Raw genomic sequence first — 16289 nt, 5'->3', positions numbered from 1 at the left:
CCCTTTATTCGTTATACGCTGCTGGACGTGGTTTATCGGACAGGGCTCACTGGAATGATCCCTATTCGGCCTGGCACTCACACATCGGGTGATTGATGTACAGAAAAAAGGCCCTCTGCGGGTGCCGGTTTACAAGGCATTCCTGAGCGTTTGCAGGTGGGCTACCTGGTGGGTGAATTCGCTGTGTGACAGGCGTTGCGGCGGGCGAGGGCGCAGTGCGTCGCTGATGGCGCTGGTGGGCTGTCGGGTCAGGCGCGAAAGCACCTGCCATTGTTCGGCAACGGCCAGCCGCTCGAAACCTGGATGAAGCTGGCGGGCGCGGCGCAGGATGTCTTGTTGCAGGCTCTTTATCAGCGTCTGTTGCCCGCTGCGCCTGCGCAGGAATTCGGCGCTGGCGCGCAGGTGCTCGGTCAGTTGACGACGTGCAAGGGGGGCGGGCCGACGCATCGGGCCTTCGCGCAGGCCGATGTGCCAGAGGCCCAGGCCAATCAGCAATGCCAGCATCAGCAGTGCCTGAGGGTAGTTGCGCAGCAGCAGGGTCAGCAGGTTGTCGTGTTCGGTTTGCAGCACCAGGGTCACTTCACTGCCTTGGGTCAGATACCAGAGCAGCCAGGCATTGTCATAGTTGCCGATCGAGCGGGTTTTCCACAGGTTGGCGTCAGTAACAATCGTGATCAATCCGTTACCACGGTTTATTTGCAGCAGGTGCGTGGCATCGGCGCTGTTGGCCCACGACTGTGCATGGTCTTGCGGGTCTTCCAGATGGAAAGCAGGATCGAAGCTCATATATGCCGGGGCACTTTCGTTTTCCAGATACAAGCGGGTCAATTCCGGCCAGGGCTCTTTTTTGCGTTTGGGGGAGGGCGTTATCAACGGGATGGGCAGTGGCGGCTGAGCGTCGTTCAGTTGTTGTTCCTGCGCATTGATGTCTGTGGTGAGGTACTGATGAACCTGCAACCTGTCCAGCAACAGATCGCCGCTGCGACCTTTTTTCTCATTCCAGAGTTGCTCGGCCACTATCAGCAGGTGCCCGCCCGCTTCGGCCCATTTCAGCAGCCGTTCGGTTTGCCCAGGTGTCATGTCTTCCCGGTCATTGAGCAACAGCAGCGTCTGGGTGCTCTGACTCGGCTCGGGAAGCCGGGCCAGTGTGTCAGTGGTGTTTACCGTGATGGAGAGGCCACGCAGGAAGTGTTCGGCCGCAAGCCAGGGATTGGCCTTTGCCTGTGGGGAGGGGCCCTGATCCACGGTTTTCTCGTAGCGCTCCAGGTGGCGGCTCAGGTAAAGCCCTGCGCCTGTCAGCAGTAAAAGGGCCAGTAGCCCGATCAGTATTCCGGTGCGGCGGCTCATGCCTGCACCGCCGGATTGAACAGGCGACGCCAGCCATCGCAGAGCTGCTGCCGGGCATGGGCCGGTGGCAGTCGATGCCCGTAGGCGAGGTTTTGCCAGTGCATGGTCAGGTCATGACTGAATTCACTGAGCAGCGGCTGGTTCAGCGCAGCGATATGCGCCAGTACCTGAGCTTCGGTATCGGCGCTTTTCAAAGGCAGTCTATAGTCGCTCAGCAAGCGACTGAGCAGTGCGCGGTACAACAGGCTCAGGGCTTCACGAGGCTGGCTGTTCCAGAGCTGCTCGGCCCGGCCCGCGACATCGTCAGGCAGGCTTTCGGCATTCACTTGCTGGCCCAAGAACTGCTGTGGAGCCGGGCGGGCGGTTTTTGTTCTGCCGGGCGTCCGGCTTGCAAAGGTCTTGAACCAGTCTCTGTAATACCAGAGCACCAGCCCGGTCAGACCGATAACTACGCCCCACAGCAGGACCTCAATCAGGCTGGCCATGGTGCTAGCGGCCCTAAGAAGCCGATTGAGCCAGGTAAGCAGCCAGCCCTGGTCGTGCGTGTCCCGAACCACAGACTGGCTTTTCTGTTGTTCAGGGAAGCGCCAGCCTGTCTCGGTTTTGGGGTTCTTGAAGGGCGGCTGTTGCAGGATGCTGTGTATTTCGCTGCGGGCCGCTTCGCTGGTCAGTGTCTGGCGGGTCAGGCGCGGAGTGTCCGGTGCTGCGAGTGAGAGAGGCGGTTCTGTCGCGCTGGTATCGGGCAGCGGGCAGCTGTAGCTCTGTTGTTCGGCCCAGACCTGGGCTGGTGCTGTCGAAAGCACCAGTCCGACACCGATCAACACTACATAGGCGCTGCCGATCAGGCGCTGACGCAGGCGTCTGAAAACCAGCTCTATATCCCACGCCTCAAGAACCGTTCGGCGATTGAGGTACAGGGTGAAGCCGCACGCAACGTAGATGGGTTCCCAGAGTACCAGCGCCAGGGCATAGAAGAGGTTGGTCAGGTGGTCGATCCATAGCCACTGGTTTTCAATGTCGAGCAGACTCATCCAGTGCCAGTCGATCTGGATCTGCTGCGGAATAAACGCGTAAAGCAGGATCAGCAGGCCTATCCACAATGAGTATTCCAGGTGTGCGCCAACGATGGTGAGCAGCCGTGCGGCGCGCAGGTCTTTCTGGCTGAGCAGGCTGATGCGCAGGTCGCGTTCCGTGCCTGCCAGATGCTCCAGTTGCTGCACCGGCAACTGAAAGCTGCGACTCAAGCAGAGTCTTCGCCACAACAGGCTTGGCAACAGCTGGCTTTTCAAGGTCGCGGGCCACGCCTTGAGGGCTTGCCCGAGCGTAGGCGTAGCGCCGAACAGTGATTGCGACAGGATGAGCAGCGGCAAGCGTTCGAACGCAGGCTTGAGCCACCAGAACAACAGAATGGCGGCCGTGGGGTAGTCCCACAGCAGTACGCTGAGCAGGCAGAAAACGGGCAGGGTGACGATTGCCCAACTGCTCATCAGCAGGCCGCGGTGGCGACCCGCGAGCAGCACGCCCAGGTCGATGGCTTCCCAAGGAGATCGAGGGCGTATGGCGACGTTTGACTCAGTAAGGCGCATGAGGGGTACGTCCTGCCAGGGTCAGATACGCAGCGACCAGAAGCCATAGGGCGGCACCTGCAAGGTACTTGAGCAGCGGTCCGGGCCAGGTCATTGATGACCAGTAAGCCTCGATGAATGCCGCAATCAGCAGAAACAGGATGACCCCGCCGATCAGTTGCACACTGCTCCTGGCCGCAACACGCAGCGCGGTACTGCGCGTCAGCCTTCCAGGGGCCAGCAAAGCCCATCCCAGCTTCAGACCCGCCGCCCCGGCCAGGGCGATGGCGGTCAGCTCGAAAGCACCGTGGCCGATGACGAATGTCCAGAATGTCTGCCCGAAGCCGATGTCGGTCAGGTGACCGGCAATTGCGCCTGTCATTAACCCATTGAACAGCAGGAAAAACAGACTGCCCAGCCCGAAGAGCAAACCGCTGGCGTAGGTTTGAAAGGCAATGCCGATATTGTTCATGATGTAGTAGCCGAACATCATCCAGTCCGCGTCGGAGGCTCTTTCGACGGGTTGTCCGATCCGGCTGGCCGATGGGTCGTACATGCTCTGCATATCGGCCAGTTGCTCAGGGCTGACGATGCTGTAGATCAGTTGCGGAAAACCGTAGACCAACAGCCCCATGCCGATCAGGCTGCCGAAGAACAGCAGGCTGGCAACCAGGACGAAACGCCACTCGGCGCGCACCAGTCGCGGAAAACCTCCGAGAACAAAGCCCAGCAGACGCGCGCCCATCGCGCTGCGGTGGCGGTAAAGTTGTTGGTGGCCGCGCATTGCCAATTGATGTAAGGGGTCGACCAAGTGGCTGCTGTAGCCACGTTCCTCTGCCAGCGCCAGGTGGTGGCAGACGCGTCGATAATCACCAGGGAATGTTTCGCAGGCATTGGCATCGGCCTTGCCGTTTTCCAGCGCATCAAGGCGCTGACCAAAGCGTTGCCACTCATCTTTATGGTGGGTTTCAAACAGGCTCTGCTTCATTTCGGCCCCAGCAGGTTGCGGGCAATGCCGTTTACATGAGCGACCGCCTTATCAGCGGGGATGTGCAAGGGTTCTGCAAGAATTGCCGCCAGCTCCCGTGTGCGAGCGCTGGACAGTTCACCTTGTCGTTCCGCCAGACCGAGCACGGCCCGCTGTTCATCCAGATGCAGGGCGAACGGCACAATTACCGGTTCTGCCTCTGGCAGGGTGGGGCGCGTTATCGGCTGGTCGCTATAGATAACCAGCGTCCCGGCTGCGAGATCACCCAGCCGTTTGAATAATGGATGGCTCAGACAGCTGATTGCACCTAGCCCATAGCCCAGCGGGAGCATGTCGACGAAACGCAGCAGGTTGCGTATCAACGACGCGGACCAGTCTATCGGCGTGCCGTCATCGTGCACCACCCGCAGGCCGAGGACGCGCTTTCCGGGAGTACGCCCCTGGCTCAGCACTTCAAAAAGTACCATGTACCACCAGTTGACCAGAAAAAACACGATGGCGGCCAGGCCCATGCCGAGCTTGTCAAACCACTGCAGGAGCAAAAAGAACACGCCGATAAGGGCTGCGCGAATGGCGAAGTCGATACCGAACGCCAATGCGCGGGAAACCAGCCCGGCAGGGCGGAGAACCATATCGATGCCTTCCGGCGTCTCGATTTCAATGCGGGTGTCCAGTGGCGTGGTCAGCGCTGCATTCCTTGGCGAAGCGGGAGGAGATGACATTGTCGGGAGGACGCGCCTGAAAACGAAAACTGATGCTAGCTATCGCAGCGGAGCTAAGCAACCGACCATTCAAGACGCCGGCTGTAAGAAAACATTTGCCGTTACGCCGGATATTACCCGATTAGGCAATGACACCTGTCACGCCCTACACTTCGCGGGTCTTTTGTTCAGGATCAGCCCGTGACTTCCAGCATTTTCTGGTACGACTACGAAACCACCGGCATCAACCCGCGCAATGATCGTGCGCTGCAGATGGCCGGAATCCGCACCGATACCGAACTCAATGAAATCGCGCCGCCGGTCAATCTGCATTGCCAGCTAAGTGACGACATTCTGCCTCATCCCGCTGCCTGTGTGATTACCGGAATCACGCCGGCCACGCTGGCAGAAAAAGGCTTGTGCGAGGCGGATTTCATGACTCGCGTACATGCCGAACTTTCTGCGCCAGGTACCTGTGGTGCGGGGTACAACACACTGCGTTTCGATGACGAAGTCACGCGTTACAGTTTTTATCGCAACTTCTTCGACCCTTATGCACGCGAGTGGCAGGGCGGTAACAGCCGCTGGGATCTGATCGATGTCGTGCGCGCAGCCTATGCATTGCGCCCCGATGGCATTGTCTGGCCCGAACAGGACGGTCGGGTCACTCTCAAGCTGGAACGACTGACTGCTGCCAACGGTATTGATCATGGACAGGCGCATGATGCGTTATCCGACGTGCGTGCAACTATTGCCCTGGCGCGCCTGATTCGTGAAAAACAGCCGAAGCTTTATGACTATCTGTTCGCATTACGCAGTAAACAGAAAGTCCAGGAGCAGGTTCGTCTGATGCAGCCTCTGGTGCATATATCGGGACGTTTTTCTGCGGCACGCAATTACCTTGGCGTGGTGCTGCCGCTGGCATGGCACCCTCATAACCGCAACGCGCTGATCGTCTGTGACCTGCACCTGGATCATTCTCCGTTGTTGCAAGACGACGCTGAAATACTCAAGCAGCGTTTATATACCCGGCATGACGCGCTGGGGGGAGGCGAATTGCCGGTGCCGCTCAAATTACTGCATATAAACCGTTGCCCGGTGATCGCCCCCCTGGGGGTGCTGCGCAGCGAAGATCAGCAGCGGCTGCAACTGGACATGGCGAGCTACCAGGCACGCGCAACGCAGTTGAGTGAAAGCCGGGAAGTTTGGCTGGATAAACTGCGGGTCCTTTATGGCAAGGAAGATTTCGCTGCAAGTGAGGATCCCGAACAGCAGTTATATGACGGTTTTATCGGTGACCGTGATCGTCGACTGTGCGAGCAAGTTCGGCAAGCCGAGCCCGAACAACTGGCGCGTGACGCGTGGCCATTTGATGACGCCCGATTGCCTGAATTGTTATTCAGGTACCGAGCTCGTAACTTTCCTGACACCTTGAGCAGTGAAGAGCAACAACGTTGGCAGGACTTCTGTCAGCAGCGGCTGAGCTACCCGGAACGGGGTGCGCCCAATACCCTGAAGGACTTTGCGACTGCGCTGACTGAATGCTCTCTTAGTGCCGCGCCAGAGCAGTTGGAGGTGTTGCGCCAATGGCAGGATTATGCGCAGGCGCTGAGTAAACGTCTGGGTGTATAAATACTGGACAATAAAAAACGCCAGCAGGCTGGCGTTTTTGCAATCGCAATGAATCGCGACCGTTTGAAGCTTAGCCCAGCAGAGTGGCCCAGCTTTCGACGTCGTCACTGCCCCACTTGGCTTTCCACTCTTTCAATGTCTTGTGGTTGCCACCTTTGGTTTCGATGACTTCACCGTTGTGCGGGTTCTTGTATTGCTTGACCTTACGGGCGCGTTTGGTACCGGCAGGTTTAACAGCGCCGCCACGGGGGGCTTTGTTTACCTTGGCATCCGGATCCAGCAGGGCAATGATGTCACGCAGCGACTTTTGATATTCGCCCATCAGCGTACGCAGCTTGCCTTCGAATTCCAGCTCGGTTTGCAGTTTGTCGTCTTGCGACAGGTTCTTCAAACGGGCTTGCAGTTCTTTGATGGCTTCTTCTGTGGCGCGGTATTCGTTGATCAGGGACATGAGGAGACCTTATGTTGTGTAGGTTGCAGGGATACAGTGGGGCAATAATAGTCACTGTAAATGAGCAAGTAAACATTAAATAAAAGTTTTATTTGAATTATTTAGCAATATACACGCGTCCTACAGACGTCTGAACTAGGCAGGCGCCAAGCCGCCTTCAAAAGATCCTCGCTATAAAGCCCTCCTTTATATAGGTCTTGTTACGCGTCGCGGGTGGTAAAAGTCGATACTGGCACGGTGCAATCTTTTGCCTGCGCGGTGTCCTTTTCGGCCTGCGCATTCAGGCAGCAAAGATACTGCAGTTTTGCTGCGCAGCCGCTAGAATGGCGGCTTTGCGAAGTTCTGGAGTTTCCCCCAATGCGCACTTTTCGTCTGGTGATTGCTTGCCCGGACCGTGTAGGCATCGTTGCCAAAGTCAGTAACTTTCTGGCGTCCCATAACGGCTGGATCACCGAAGCGAGTCATCATTCGGACAATCTCAGCGGCTGGTTTTTCATGCGTCACGAGATACGTGCCGACACGCTGCCTTTTGATCTGGACGGGTTCCGTGAGGCCTTCACGCCAATTGCCGAAGCCTTTTCGATGGACTGGCGCATTACTGACTCGGCGCAGAAGAAGCGCGTCGTGCTCATGGCAAGCCGTGAATCACACTGTCTGGCCGACCTGCTGCACCGCTGGCACAGCGACGAACTCGACTGCGATATAGCCTGTGTGATTTCAAATCACCAGGACCTGCGCAGCATGGTCGAGTGGCATGACATCCCTTATTACCATGTACCGGTAGACCCAAAAGACAAGGAGCCTGCATTTGCCGAAGTCTCGCGTCTGGTCGGGCATCATCAGGCGGACGTTGTGGTTCTTGCGCGTTATATGCAAATTCTACCGCCACAACTGTGCCGTGAATATGCCCATCAGGTGATCAACATTCACCACAGCTTCCTGCCATCCTTCGTCGGTGCCAAGCCTTATCATCAGGCGTCGTTGCGTGGCGTCAAGCTGATTGGCGCGACCTGTCACTATGTGACCGAAGAGCTTGATGCCGGTCCGATCATCGAGCAGGATGTGGTGCGCGTCAGCCATCGCGACAGCATCGAAAACATGGTGCGCTTCGGTCGCGACGTGGAAAAGATGGTACTGGCCCGCGGCCTGCGTGCTCATCTGGAAGACCGTGTTCTGGTACACGACAACAAGACAGTCGTCTTCGACTGATCTATCTTTTCGGGAGTGCGCCTGTCGCGCTCCCGACCTGGCTCGTCGGAAATGGTGCAACGCTCAGGGTGACAGCCAATGACCGATCCTCTCGACAAAGCCACATCCACCGCTCCCGCTACACTTGGCGAGGGCTGTCTCAGTCGCTATGACCCCGCCGCCCTGACTCCGGAAAACGGTGCCGATTTCGACGGTGCGGCAGCGCTATGGCGTGAATTGCAGCAAGCGGAAATGCCCGATGAAAGGCTTGTCGAGAAAGGAGCGAAGGGGGAGGGGTGAATCAAGCCCTTCAGGCAGTGCAAGGCTGCACCGCCTGAAGGGCTCTGAATCAGGACAGTGCCTTGGAGGCCAGCCAGAACAGCGCTGCGGACAAGGCGACCGTTGCAGGCAGGGTCAGCACCCAGGCCAGCAGGATGGTGCGAACGGTTCCGCCTTGCAGCCCGCTCTTGTTGGCGACCATGGTCCCGGCAACACCTGATGACAGGATGTGGGTGGTGGAAACCGGCAGACTGAATACGTTGGCCAGGCCGATGGCGCAGGCGGTGGTGATTTGCGCCGACATGCCCTGTGCGTAAGTCATGCCCTGTTTGCCGATCTTCTCGCCGATTGTCAGTACCACGCGTTTCCAGCCAACCATGGTGCCGATGCCCAGTGCCAGTGCGACCGCCAGAATTACCCAGAAAGGCGCGTATTCTGTGGTGGTGGTCAGGTCCTTGCGAAGTTTCTCCAGATCGGATTTTTCACGCGCTGACAGGTCTGGAAGTTTGCCGACCTTGCGGGCCGTGTCGTCCAGGCACAAGAGATAGCGGCGCACTTCGATGCGGCTTTCAGGGGCCAGCGAGTGGTAGTCGGACACGCCTTTGAGGCGGTCGAGCAACGCGTCGATGGTGGGTTCGGTCTGCTTTGGATTACAGGCAGAGCTGGACGGCAGGTCGCCTTTTTCAGCTTTGCCCATGGCCAGATATTCGCCCAGCGTGCTGCTGTTGCGTTGATAGAACTGGCTCAGATGCTGGGTAGCGTCGCGGGTACGTTCGATCTGGTAGGTCGTGCTGGTAAGGTCCAGTACAAACTGGCTGGGCACGATGCCGATGAGCACCAGCATGATCAGGCCGATGCCTTTCTGACCGTCGTTCGAACCATGTACGAAGCTTACCGCCATTGCGGAAATGACCAGTACCAGGCGATTCCAGAAGGGAGGGTGCTTCTTGTCGTCGAGCTTGCGACGCTGGTCCGGGGTTTTATGCATCTTCGACTGCGGGCGCCACCATTTCAGTGCAATCAGTACCAGGCCTGCAACGATGAAGCCGGCCAGCGGCGAGAACACCAGCGAAGCACCAATGTCGATCGCTTTCTGCCAGTTGACGCCGTCGGCCAACGGGATGCCGTTGATCAGTGCATTGGCCAGACCGACACCGAGTATCGAGCCGATCAAGGTGTGCGAACTGGAGGCCGGGATACCGAAGTACCAGGTACCGAGGTTCCAGGTAATGGCCGCTGCCAGCAGCGAGAACACCATGGCCAGGCCATGTCCGGTGTTGACGTTGATGAGCAGTTCGACTGGCAGCAGATGGACGATGGCGTAGGCAACGCCCACACCGCCCAGCAGCACGCCGAGGAAGTTGAATACACCTGAGAAGAACACGGCCAGATGAGGCGGCATGGCTTTGGTGTAAATGACTGTCGCCACCGCGTTGGCGGTGTCATGAAAGCCGTTGATGAACTCGAAGGTGAGGACAAAAGCCAGGGCGAGCAAAAGGCTCACAAGCACCCAGGCATCAAGCCCGCTGAATAAATCGATCATGTAGGTTTTCTGACCGGGTCTGAAGGGGGCGCGATTATGACAGAAAAAATACCGAACGACTTGTTGTCACTGCGAGGTGTCGCCTCAAACCAAAAAAAAGACGCATGAGCGCCGCCCCGTTGAATATTCAATGAGGCTGTAAGGCGTGTAATTCCGGGTGCTGCAAGTCAGAGATGGATCGGACAGGGATCATCGGACCCATGCTGTCATGGCTCTTCTTTCAAACCTTCTTCCATTTTTTGCAGTTCTTGCTTGAACGCCTGGTCCAGCAGGCTGGCTCTTTTGCGCCAAGGCTTGCGTTCCGGTTCAGGTTGCGCGGCGTAGGTGGTGATTTCACCGCCGTAGACATCCTTGTAGCGTTGCTCCTGGCGCTCAAGTTCCGCGCGCAGTTCATCTTTAGTCACTTTAATACCTGTTTGAGTCGAATGGGCTCTGGTGATGACACAAAACAATCCAAGTATGTTCACGCCATTCGGGCTGTATACCAGATACAGCCAGAGACCTGCTTGGGTCATTGCCCGAAGAGGTTACGGAACATCCTGTTATTGCCTGCGGCTACGTACACCAGAGAAACAGCTGTCGTAGCGACATGTGTAATTTCAAGCGCAAGGCTTGCGCTGGCGGGCTTCCCTTTGATCGCGCGGCGATGGTGCACCGTGACAGCGCTTCGACGGGATAATCGAGGCAAAAATCGGGTGAACGGATCAATCGTTTGCGAGGGTGTTGCCGGCCCACTGATGGATACTATCTCCAAGAAGTTCTGTTACGTCAACAACAGAGGTTGAATAAGTTCACAGGTCTGGTTTTTTTGTACGATTGTTCCGAAGTTTTAGTGAGCCATTTATATGACGGAACTTTTATAAAACAAGTTTTACACACCTGGTGACAAAACCCTGACGATGGAATTCAGAGAGTTTTATATGAACGGTATCTGGAGGTGTGATGCGGGGTTCAGCAGGCGGGGCGTTTTCACGCGCAGCATGCGCTGTCGCAATGAAAACGGCCTTGCTTGGTGAGCAAGGCCGCTGCCTTGGACTTCTCAGTGGGTACCTGACCAGTAATTTCCAAGAAGTCACTTCGTGGCAGAGGTAAAGGTATAAGTATATTTACGGCGGGTCAATTGCGATTATCGGCCACCTGTTCGATAATCGCACAAGCAGAGGCTGTCTTCACTGCTTCCAATAGACCTGAAACCTGCGCTCCACAGGGCCTGAAAGGGAGTTACAGAGGGTGTGTCAATGAACGATGAACTGCGTAAATCTTTTGCCTCATTGGCACCGCCCATCGTGGCGTCGCCCGCAAAGCGCATTCAGGCGCTGACCGGTGATCCGGATTTCATGACCTCGCTGGCGCGTGGGCTGGCCGTGATTCATGCCTTTCAGGAGCGCAAGCGGCACCTGACCATTGCGCAGATCAGCCACCGTACGGAAATTCCCCGGGCGGCAGTGCGTCGCTGTCTGCATACGTTGATCAAGCTGGGTTACGCGACCACCGATGGTCGTACGTACTCGCTGCTGCCCAAAGTGCTGACCCTGGGCCACGCCTATCTGTCATCTACGCCTCTGGCGACTTCTTCGCAGCCTTATCTGGACCGTATGAGCGATCAGTTGCACGAGGCTTGCAACATGGCCACGCTTGAAGGTGACGACATCCTTTATATAGCGCGCTCAGCAACCACTCAGCGATTGATCTCGGTCGACCTCTCGGTGGGCGGTCGCCTTCCGGCATATTGCACGTCCATGGGCCGAATTCTGCTGGCCGCGCTGGATGATGTGTCGTTGCATGAATACCTTGATCATGTCGATCTGCAGCCCAAGACCAGCCGTACCATTCGCACGCCGGAAGCGCTGCTCGAGTGCCTGCAACTGGTTCGTCAACAAGGCTGGTGTATTGTCGATCAGGAACTGGAGCAGGGGCTGCGTTCGATTGCCGTGCCGGTCTATGATGCGTCGGGCCAGGTGCTGGCTGCGCTGAATGTCAGTACCAGCGCTGGCCGTGTGGCACGCAGCGAGCTGGAACAGCGCTTCTTGCCCATTATGCTCGATGCCAGCCGCGACCTGAGTACGCAGCTGTTTACCTGACCTTGTTTGCCTGGGTATGGTTAAACGACCCTGGTTATCCGAGCTCGTGAAGCGATTGTTAGTTAGCTGAATTTGTTCGGTTACCGAACGGTTAGTCGATTATCGGATTGTTTGCCCGCCTGCTCAGGCATAACCTCATTTTCATTCCGGCGCAGGTCTTCGCGCTGTTTATTGAACGTGATGTTGGGTTCGGAGCACCTCATGGCAGACATTCTTTCTCTACGCGATGCGGTGAAGCAACTGGTCAACGATGGGGACATCGTTGCTCTGGAAGGCTTCACGCATCTGATCCCCACGGCCGCCGGTCATGAAATTATCCGTCAGGGTAAAAAAGACCTGACCCTTGTGCGCATGACGCCTGACCTGATCTACGACCAGTTGATCGGTGCCGGTTGTGCGAAGCGTCTGATTTTTTCGTGGGGCGGCAACCCCGGTGTCGGTTCTCTGCACCGTTTGCGTGATGCCGTTGAAAAGCAATGGCCGCGCGCGCTGGAAATTGAGGAGCACAGCCATGCCGACCTCGCCAACGCCTACGTGGCTGGCGCGTCGGGCCTGCCGTTCGCGGTGCTGCGCGCCTACGCCGGGTCCGACCTGCCCAAGGTCAACCCGCTGATCAAGACGGTAACCTGCCCGTTTACCGGTGAGGTGCTGGCGGCTGTGCCATCGGTACGCCCGGATGTGACCGTTATCCATGCACAGAAAGCCGACCGCAAAGGCAACGTGCTGCTGTGGGGGATTCTCGGCGCGCAGAAAGAGGCAGCGCTGGCTGCGAAGCGTTGCATTGTGACGGTGGAAGAAATTGTCGATGACCTGAAAGCGCCGATGAATTCCTGCGTACTGCCGACCTGGGCATTGAGCGCCGTGTGTCTGGTGCCCGGTGGTGCTCACCCTTCTTATGCGCACGGCTATTACGAGCGTGACAACCCGTTCTACCAGGCCTGGGACCCGATTGCCCGGGACCGTGAGACCTTCACAGCGTGGATTGACGAATACATCCACGGCACCGCAGATTTCAGTGAATTCCAGAGCAAGCTGGCTCGCGCTTCGGAGGCCAAATAATGACTTACTCCACCAGTGAAATGATGACTGTTGCCGCAGCTCGTCGCTTGCGTAATGGTTCTGTGTGCTTCGTCGGCATAGGCCTGCCTTCGAAGGCGGCGAACCTGGCGCGTCTGACATCAGCGCCCGACGTGGTGCTGATCTACGAGTCCGGCCCGATTGGTGCCAAACCTACTGTGTTGCCGCTTTCGATTGGCGATGGCGAGTTGGCGGAAACCGCCGACACGGTGGTGTCCACCAGCGAAATCTTTCGTTACTGGCTGCAGGGCGGGCGCGTCGACGTCGGCTTTCTCGGCGCAGCGCAGGTGGACCGTTTCGGCAACATCAACACAACCGTTGTCGGTGATTATCATCATCCCAAAGTGCGCTTGCCAGGTGCCGGTGGCGCGCCGGAAATCGCCGGTTCGGCCAAGTCAGTGCTGATCATTCTCAAGCAGTCGGCGCGTTCGTTCGTCGACAAGCTGGACTTTATCACCTCGGTCGGCCATGGCGAAGGCGGCGACTCGCGCAAACGTCTGGGTCTGCCCGGTGCCGGTCCGGTGGGCATTATCACCGATCTGTGCATCATGGAGCCGGAAGCTGGCACCAACGAGTTCGTCGTGACCACGCTGCACCCTGGCGTGACCCGCGAGCAGGTGATTGCTGCCACGGGTTGGGAGGTCCGTTTTGCCGACACAGTGGTCGTTTCCGAAGAGCCTACCGAGGTCGAGCTGACGGCGCTGCGTGACCTGGAAGCCCGGACTGCCGCCGCTCATGGTCAGGTTGCAGGAGAAGCGTGATGCGTGAAGTATTTATCTGCGATGCGATTCGCACACCCATCGGTCGCTTTGGCGGGGGGCTGTCTTCGGTACGTGCCGACGACCTGGCCGCTGTGCCGATCAAGGCCCTGATGGAGCGCAACCCGTCGGTCAACTGGGAAGAAATCGACGAAGTGTTCTTCGGCTGTGCCAACCAGGCCGGTGAGGACAACCGCAACGTTGCACGCATGGCTGCGCTGTTGGCGGGGCTGCCGGAAAGCGTGCCGGGGGTGACCCTCAATCGCCTGTGTGCTTCCGGGATGGACGCCATCGGCACCGCGTTCCGTGCCATCGCTTCCGGCGAAATCGAGCTGGCGATTGCCGGTGGCGTAGAGTCGATGTCCCGTGCACCGTTCGTGATGGGCAAGGCTGATGCAGCGTTCTCGCGCAACATGAAGCTGGAAGACACCACCATCGGCTGGCGCTTCATCAATCCGGCGATGAAAGCGCAGTACGGCGTGGACTCAATGCCCGAGACAGGGGACAACGTTGCAACCGACTTCAGGATTTCTCGAGCCGATCAGGACGCTTTCGCCCTGCGCAGCCAGCAGCGCACTGCCGTTGCCCAGGCTGCGGGCTTTTTCGAGGAAGAGATTGTGCCGGTGCGGGTTGCGCATAAAAAAGGCGAAACCATCGTCGACAAGGACGAGCATCCGCGCAGTGATACCAGCCTGGAAACCCTGAGCAAACTCAAGCCGGTCAACGGCGCGGACAAAACTGTCACCGCAGGTAATGCCTCCGGGGTCAACGACGGGGCTGCTGCATTGATTCTGGCTTCGGCCGAAGCTGTCAGAAAGCACGGCCTGACGCCCCGCGCCCGAGTGCTGGGCATGGCCAGCGCAGCGGTTGCGCCCCGGGTGATGGGCATCGGTCCGGTACCTGCGGTACGCAAGCTGGTCGAGCGGCTGGGCCTGGCGGTGACTGATTTCGACGTCATCGAGCTCAACGAAGCCTTCGCCAGCCAGGGCCTGGCAGTTCTGCGCGAACTGGGCCTGGCGGATGATGCACCACAGGTCAACCCCAACGGCGGGGCCATTGCGCTCGGTCATCCGCTGGGCATGAGCGGCGCTCGGCTGGTGCTGACTGCGTTGCACCACCTGGAAAAAACCGGGGGACGCAAAGGTCTGGCAACTATGTGCGTCGGCGTAGGACAGGGCCTTGCGCTGGCGATAGAACGCCAATAACCCCCGAAATAACCCACGGTTCAATGACCCGAATCAGCGGATTGCCTCCACGAAAAGGCAAGCCGCTGGTCCGGGTTGTTGTGCTTGGGCGAGTAGGATGTTACAGATTGTTGCTTATGGACAAATCCGCGTGGGGAAAATAATGACTACAACTTCAAAAGCACCGCATTACACCGGCGAGGAGCGAAGCAAAAGAATCTTCGCGATTGTCGGGGCGTCATCGGGCAACCTGGTCGAATGGTTCGACTTTTACATCTACGCCTTCTGCGCGATCTATTTCGCACCTGCTTTTTTTCCTTCCGATGATCCGACGGTACAGTTGCTCAACACCGCAGGCGTGTTTGCTGCTGGTTTTCTGATGCGCCCGATTGGTGGCTGGTTGTTTGGCCGTGTGGCGGACAAGCATGGCCGCAAGAACTCCATGCTGATATCGGTCACCATGATGTGCGCGGGATCGCTGATTATCGCTTGCTTGCCAACCTACGCTTCGATCGGTGCCTGGGCACCGGCCTTGCTGCTCATGGCGCGCCTGCTTCAAGGCCTGTCGGTGGGCGGTGAATATGGCACCACGGCCACTTACATGAGTGAAGTGGCCTTGCGCGGGCAGCGGGGCTTTTATGCCTCGTTCCAGTACGTCACCCTGATCGGCGGTCAGTTGCTTGCCGTATTGACAGTGGTCATCCTCCAGCAGTTTCTGACCACCGAAGAACTGCGTGACTACGGCTGGCGTATCCCGTTCGTGATCGGTGCGGCCGCTGCTGTCATTGCCTTGCTGCTGCGTCGCACACTCAATGAAACCACTACCGCCGAGAGCCGTCAGGACAAGGACGCAGGCAGTATTGCCGCACTGTTCAAGCATCACGCAGCGGCCTTCATCACCGTGCTGGGCTACACCGCCGGTGGATCGCTGATTTTCTACACCTTCACGACCTACATGCAGAAATACCTGGTCAACACCGGAGGCATGGAAGCCAAGACCGCCAGTTACATCATGACCGGCGCGCTGTTTCTGTACATGTGCATGCAGCCGTTTTTCGGCATGCTTGCGGACCGTATCGGCCGTCGCAATTCGATGCTCTTGTTCGGCGCTCTGGGTACGCTGTGTACAGTGCCGATCCTGATGACGCTCAAGACCACCACCAACCCGTTCATTGCCTTCGCGCTGATTACCCTGGCGCTGGCGATTGTCAGTTTCTATACCTCGATCAGCGGGCTGGTCAAAGCCGAGATGTTTCCTCCCCAGGTTCGCGCACTGGGCGTCGGGCTCGCGTATGCAGTGGCCAACGCAATGTTCGGCGGCTCCGCTGAGTGGGTTGCACTGAAGCTCAAGAGTGCCGGAATGGAAAACAGCTTTTACTGGTACGTGACGGCGATGATGGCGGTAGCATTCCTGTTCAGTCTGCGTTTGCCCAAAGAGCCCAAGTACCTGCATCAGGATCATTGATCGCAAGTGTGTTTCGGCCACAAAAAAACC

The 16289-nt window shown here is 57.9% G+C and carries 15 protein-coding genes; 8 read left to right on the top strand and 7 right to left on the bottom strand.

All coding sequences use genetic code 11. From position 1 onward, the window contains the following. Nucleotides 1-129: 129 nt before the first annotated feature. The 4 genes from RGM3321_RS13670 to RGM3321_RS13655 are packed head-to-tail and all read right to left on the bottom strand — an operon-like array spanning nt 130 to nt 4622. On the bottom strand, nt 130-1347 hold the full coding sequence (locus RGM3321_RS13670; RefSeq protein ID WP_244393474.1) for a DUF4350 domain-containing protein: 1218 nt from the start codon (nt 1345-1347) through the stop codon (nt 130-132). Further along, nucleotides 1344-2933 carry a DUF4129 domain-containing protein gene (locus tag RGM3321_RS13665; protein ID WP_244393473.1) on the bottom strand — a complete coding sequence of 530 codons (1590 nt, stop codon included), beginning with the start codon at nt 2931-2933 and terminating at the stop codon, nt 1344-1346. The genes RGM3321_RS13670 and RGM3321_RS13665 overlap by 4 nt, the downstream gene beginning before the upstream one ends. Beyond that, a complete protein-coding gene (locus RGM3321_RS13660; RefSeq protein WP_244393472.1) occupies nt 2920-3900 on the bottom strand; it encodes a stage II sporulation protein M in 981 nt (326 codons plus the stop codon). The genes RGM3321_RS13665 and RGM3321_RS13660 overlap by 14 nt, the downstream gene beginning before the upstream one ends. After that, entirely contained in the window at nt 3897-4622 is a 726-nt protein-coding gene (locus RGM3321_RS13655) for an RDD family protein (protein ID WP_244393470.1), read from the bottom strand. The genes RGM3321_RS13660 and RGM3321_RS13655 overlap by 4 nt, the downstream gene beginning before the upstream one ends. Nucleotides 4623-4802: 180 nt before the next feature. Between RGM3321_RS13655 and sbcB the strand changes: the two genes are divergently transcribed. Next, complete coding sequence (sbcB, locus tag RGM3321_RS13650) at nt 4803-6233, top strand: exodeoxyribonuclease I (RefSeq protein WP_244393468.1); 1431 nt, start codon at nt 4803-4805, stop codon at nt 6231-6233. 70 nt (nt 6234-6303) lie between these two features. Here the strand turns inward: sbcB and mvaT are convergent, their stop codons facing one another. Then, the gene (gene mvaT / locus RGM3321_RS13645; RefSeq protein WP_002554971.1) at nt 6304-6684 is read right to left on the bottom strand and encodes a histone-like nucleoid-structuring protein MvaT; all 381 of its coding nucleotides are present in this window, start codon (nt 6682-6684) and stop codon (nt 6304-6306) included. A gap of 357 nt (nt 6685-7041) precedes the next feature. On the opposite strand from mvaT, the gene purU reads away from it, so the two are divergent. Both purU and RGM3321_RS13635 read left to right on the top strand, forming a co-directional pair. Next, nucleotides 7042-7893 (top strand): formyltetrahydrofolate deformylase, encoded by an 852-nt coding sequence (purU, locus tag RGM3321_RS13640; RefSeq protein WP_010435617.1) that lies wholly within the window; start codon nt 7042-7044, stop codon nt 7891-7893. A gap of 78 nt (nt 7894-7971) precedes the next feature. Continuing rightward, nucleotides 7972-8172 carry a hypothetical protein gene (locus RGM3321_RS13635; RefSeq protein WP_244393466.1) on the top strand — a complete coding sequence of 67 codons (201 nt, stop codon included), beginning with the start codon at nt 7972-7974 and terminating at the stop codon, nt 8170-8172. 49 nt (nt 8173-8221) lie between these two features. Here the strand turns inward: RGM3321_RS13635 and RGM3321_RS13630 are convergent, their stop codons facing one another. Together RGM3321_RS13630 and RGM3321_RS13625 are read right to left on the bottom strand one after the other, a co-directional pair. After that, the gene (locus RGM3321_RS13630) at nt 8222-9694 is read right to left on the bottom strand and encodes an inorganic phosphate transporter (RefSeq protein ID WP_004664012.1); all 1473 of its coding nucleotides are present in this window, start codon (nt 9692-9694) and stop codon (nt 8222-8224) included. 206 nt (nt 9695-9900) lie between these two features. Continuing rightward, a complete protein-coding gene (locus RGM3321_RS13625; RefSeq protein WP_002554967.1) occupies nt 9901-10098 on the bottom strand; it encodes a hypothetical protein in 198 nt (65 codons plus the stop codon). A gap of 834 nt (nt 10099-10932) precedes the next feature. On the opposite strand from RGM3321_RS13625, the gene pcaR reads away from it, so the two are divergent. From pcaR to RGM3321_RS13600, 5 genes are all read left to right on the top strand, one after another. Further along, nucleotides 10933-11775 carry a pca regulon transcriptional regulator PcaR gene (gene pcaR, locus RGM3321_RS13620; protein ID WP_003363842.1) on the top strand — a complete coding sequence of 281 codons (843 nt, stop codon included), beginning with the start codon at nt 10933-10935 and terminating at the stop codon, nt 11773-11775. Between the two features lie 201 nt (nt 11776-11976). Then, a complete protein-coding gene (locus RGM3321_RS13615; RefSeq protein WP_244393464.1) occupies nt 11977-12834 on the top strand; it encodes a CoA transferase subunit A in 858 nt (285 codons plus the stop codon). Further along, nucleotides 12831-13613 carry a CoA-transferase subunit beta gene (locus RGM3321_RS13610; RefSeq protein WP_244393554.1) on the top strand — a complete coding sequence of 261 codons (783 nt, stop codon included), beginning with the start codon at nt 12831-12833 and terminating at the stop codon, nt 13611-13613. Before RGM3321_RS13615 ends, RGM3321_RS13610 begins: the two co-directional genes overlap by 4 nt. Further along, nucleotides 13610-14815, top strand: a complete 1206-nt coding sequence (gene pcaF, locus RGM3321_RS13605; RefSeq protein ID WP_306824536.1) for a 3-oxoadipyl-CoA thiolase — start codon at nt 13610-13612, stop codon at nt 14813-14815. The genes RGM3321_RS13610 and pcaF overlap by 4 nt, the downstream gene beginning before the upstream one ends. Nucleotides 14816-14957: 142 nt before the next feature. Beyond that, nucleotides 14958-16259 carry an MFS family transporter gene (locus RGM3321_RS13600; RefSeq protein WP_244393463.1) on the top strand — a complete coding sequence of 434 codons (1302 nt, stop codon included), beginning with the start codon at nt 14958-14960 and terminating at the stop codon, nt 16257-16259. Nucleotides 16260-16289: the final 30 nt, after the last annotated feature.

The organism is Pseudomonas sp. RGM 3321 (assembly GCF_022836805.1).
Lineage (GTDB): Bacteria > Pseudomonadota > Gammaproteobacteria > Pseudomonadales > Pseudomonadaceae > Aquipseudomonas.
The sequence above is the reverse complement of the archived record's forward strand: the minus strand, read 5'-3'. Positions and strand labels throughout refer to the sequence as shown.

Excerpts from the sequence above, each read along its gene's own strand:
- RGM3321_RS13660 (WP_244393472.1), bottom strand. The coding sequence starts at position 3,900 with ATGAAGCAGAGCCTGTTTGAAACCCACCATAAAGATGAGTGGCAACGC.
- purU (WP_010435617.1), top strand. The coding sequence starts at position 7,042 with ATGCGCACTTTTCGTCTGGTGATTGCTTGCCCGGACCGTGTAGGCATC.
- RGM3321_RS13670 (WP_244393474.1), bottom strand. The coding sequence starts at position 1,347 with ATGAGCCGCCGCACCGGAATACTGATCGGGCTACTGGCCCTTTTACTG.
- RGM3321_RS13600 (WP_244393463.1), top strand. The coding sequence starts at position 14,958 with ATGACTACAACTTCAAAAGCACCGCATTACACCGGCGAGGAGCGAAGC.
- mvaT (WP_002554971.1), bottom strand. The coding sequence starts at position 6,684 with ATGTCCCTGATCAACGAATACCGCGCCACAGAAGAAGCCATCAAAGAA.
- RGM3321_RS13615 (WP_244393464.1), top strand. The coding sequence starts at position 11,977 with ATGGCAGACATTCTTTCTCTACGCGATGCGGTGAAGCAACTGGTCAAC.
- RGM3321_RS13635 (WP_244393466.1), top strand. The coding sequence starts at position 7,972 with ATGACCGATCCTCTCGACAAAGCCACATCCACCGCTCCCGCTACACTT.
- pcaR (WP_003363842.1), top strand. The coding sequence starts at position 10,933 with ATGAACGATGAACTGCGTAAATCTTTTGCCTCATTGGCACCGCCCATC.
- RGM3321_RS13655 (WP_244393470.1), bottom strand. The coding sequence starts at position 4,622 with ATGTCATCTCCTCCCGCTTCGCCAAGGAATGCAGCGCTGACCACGCCA.
- RGM3321_RS13665 (WP_244393473.1), bottom strand. The coding sequence starts at position 2,933 with ATGCGCCTTACTGAGTCAAACGTCGCCATACGCCCTCGATCTCCTTGG.
- RGM3321_RS13630 (WP_004664012.1), bottom strand. The coding sequence starts at position 9,694 with ATGATCGATTTATTCAGCGGGCTTGATGCCTGGGTGCTTGTGAGCCTT.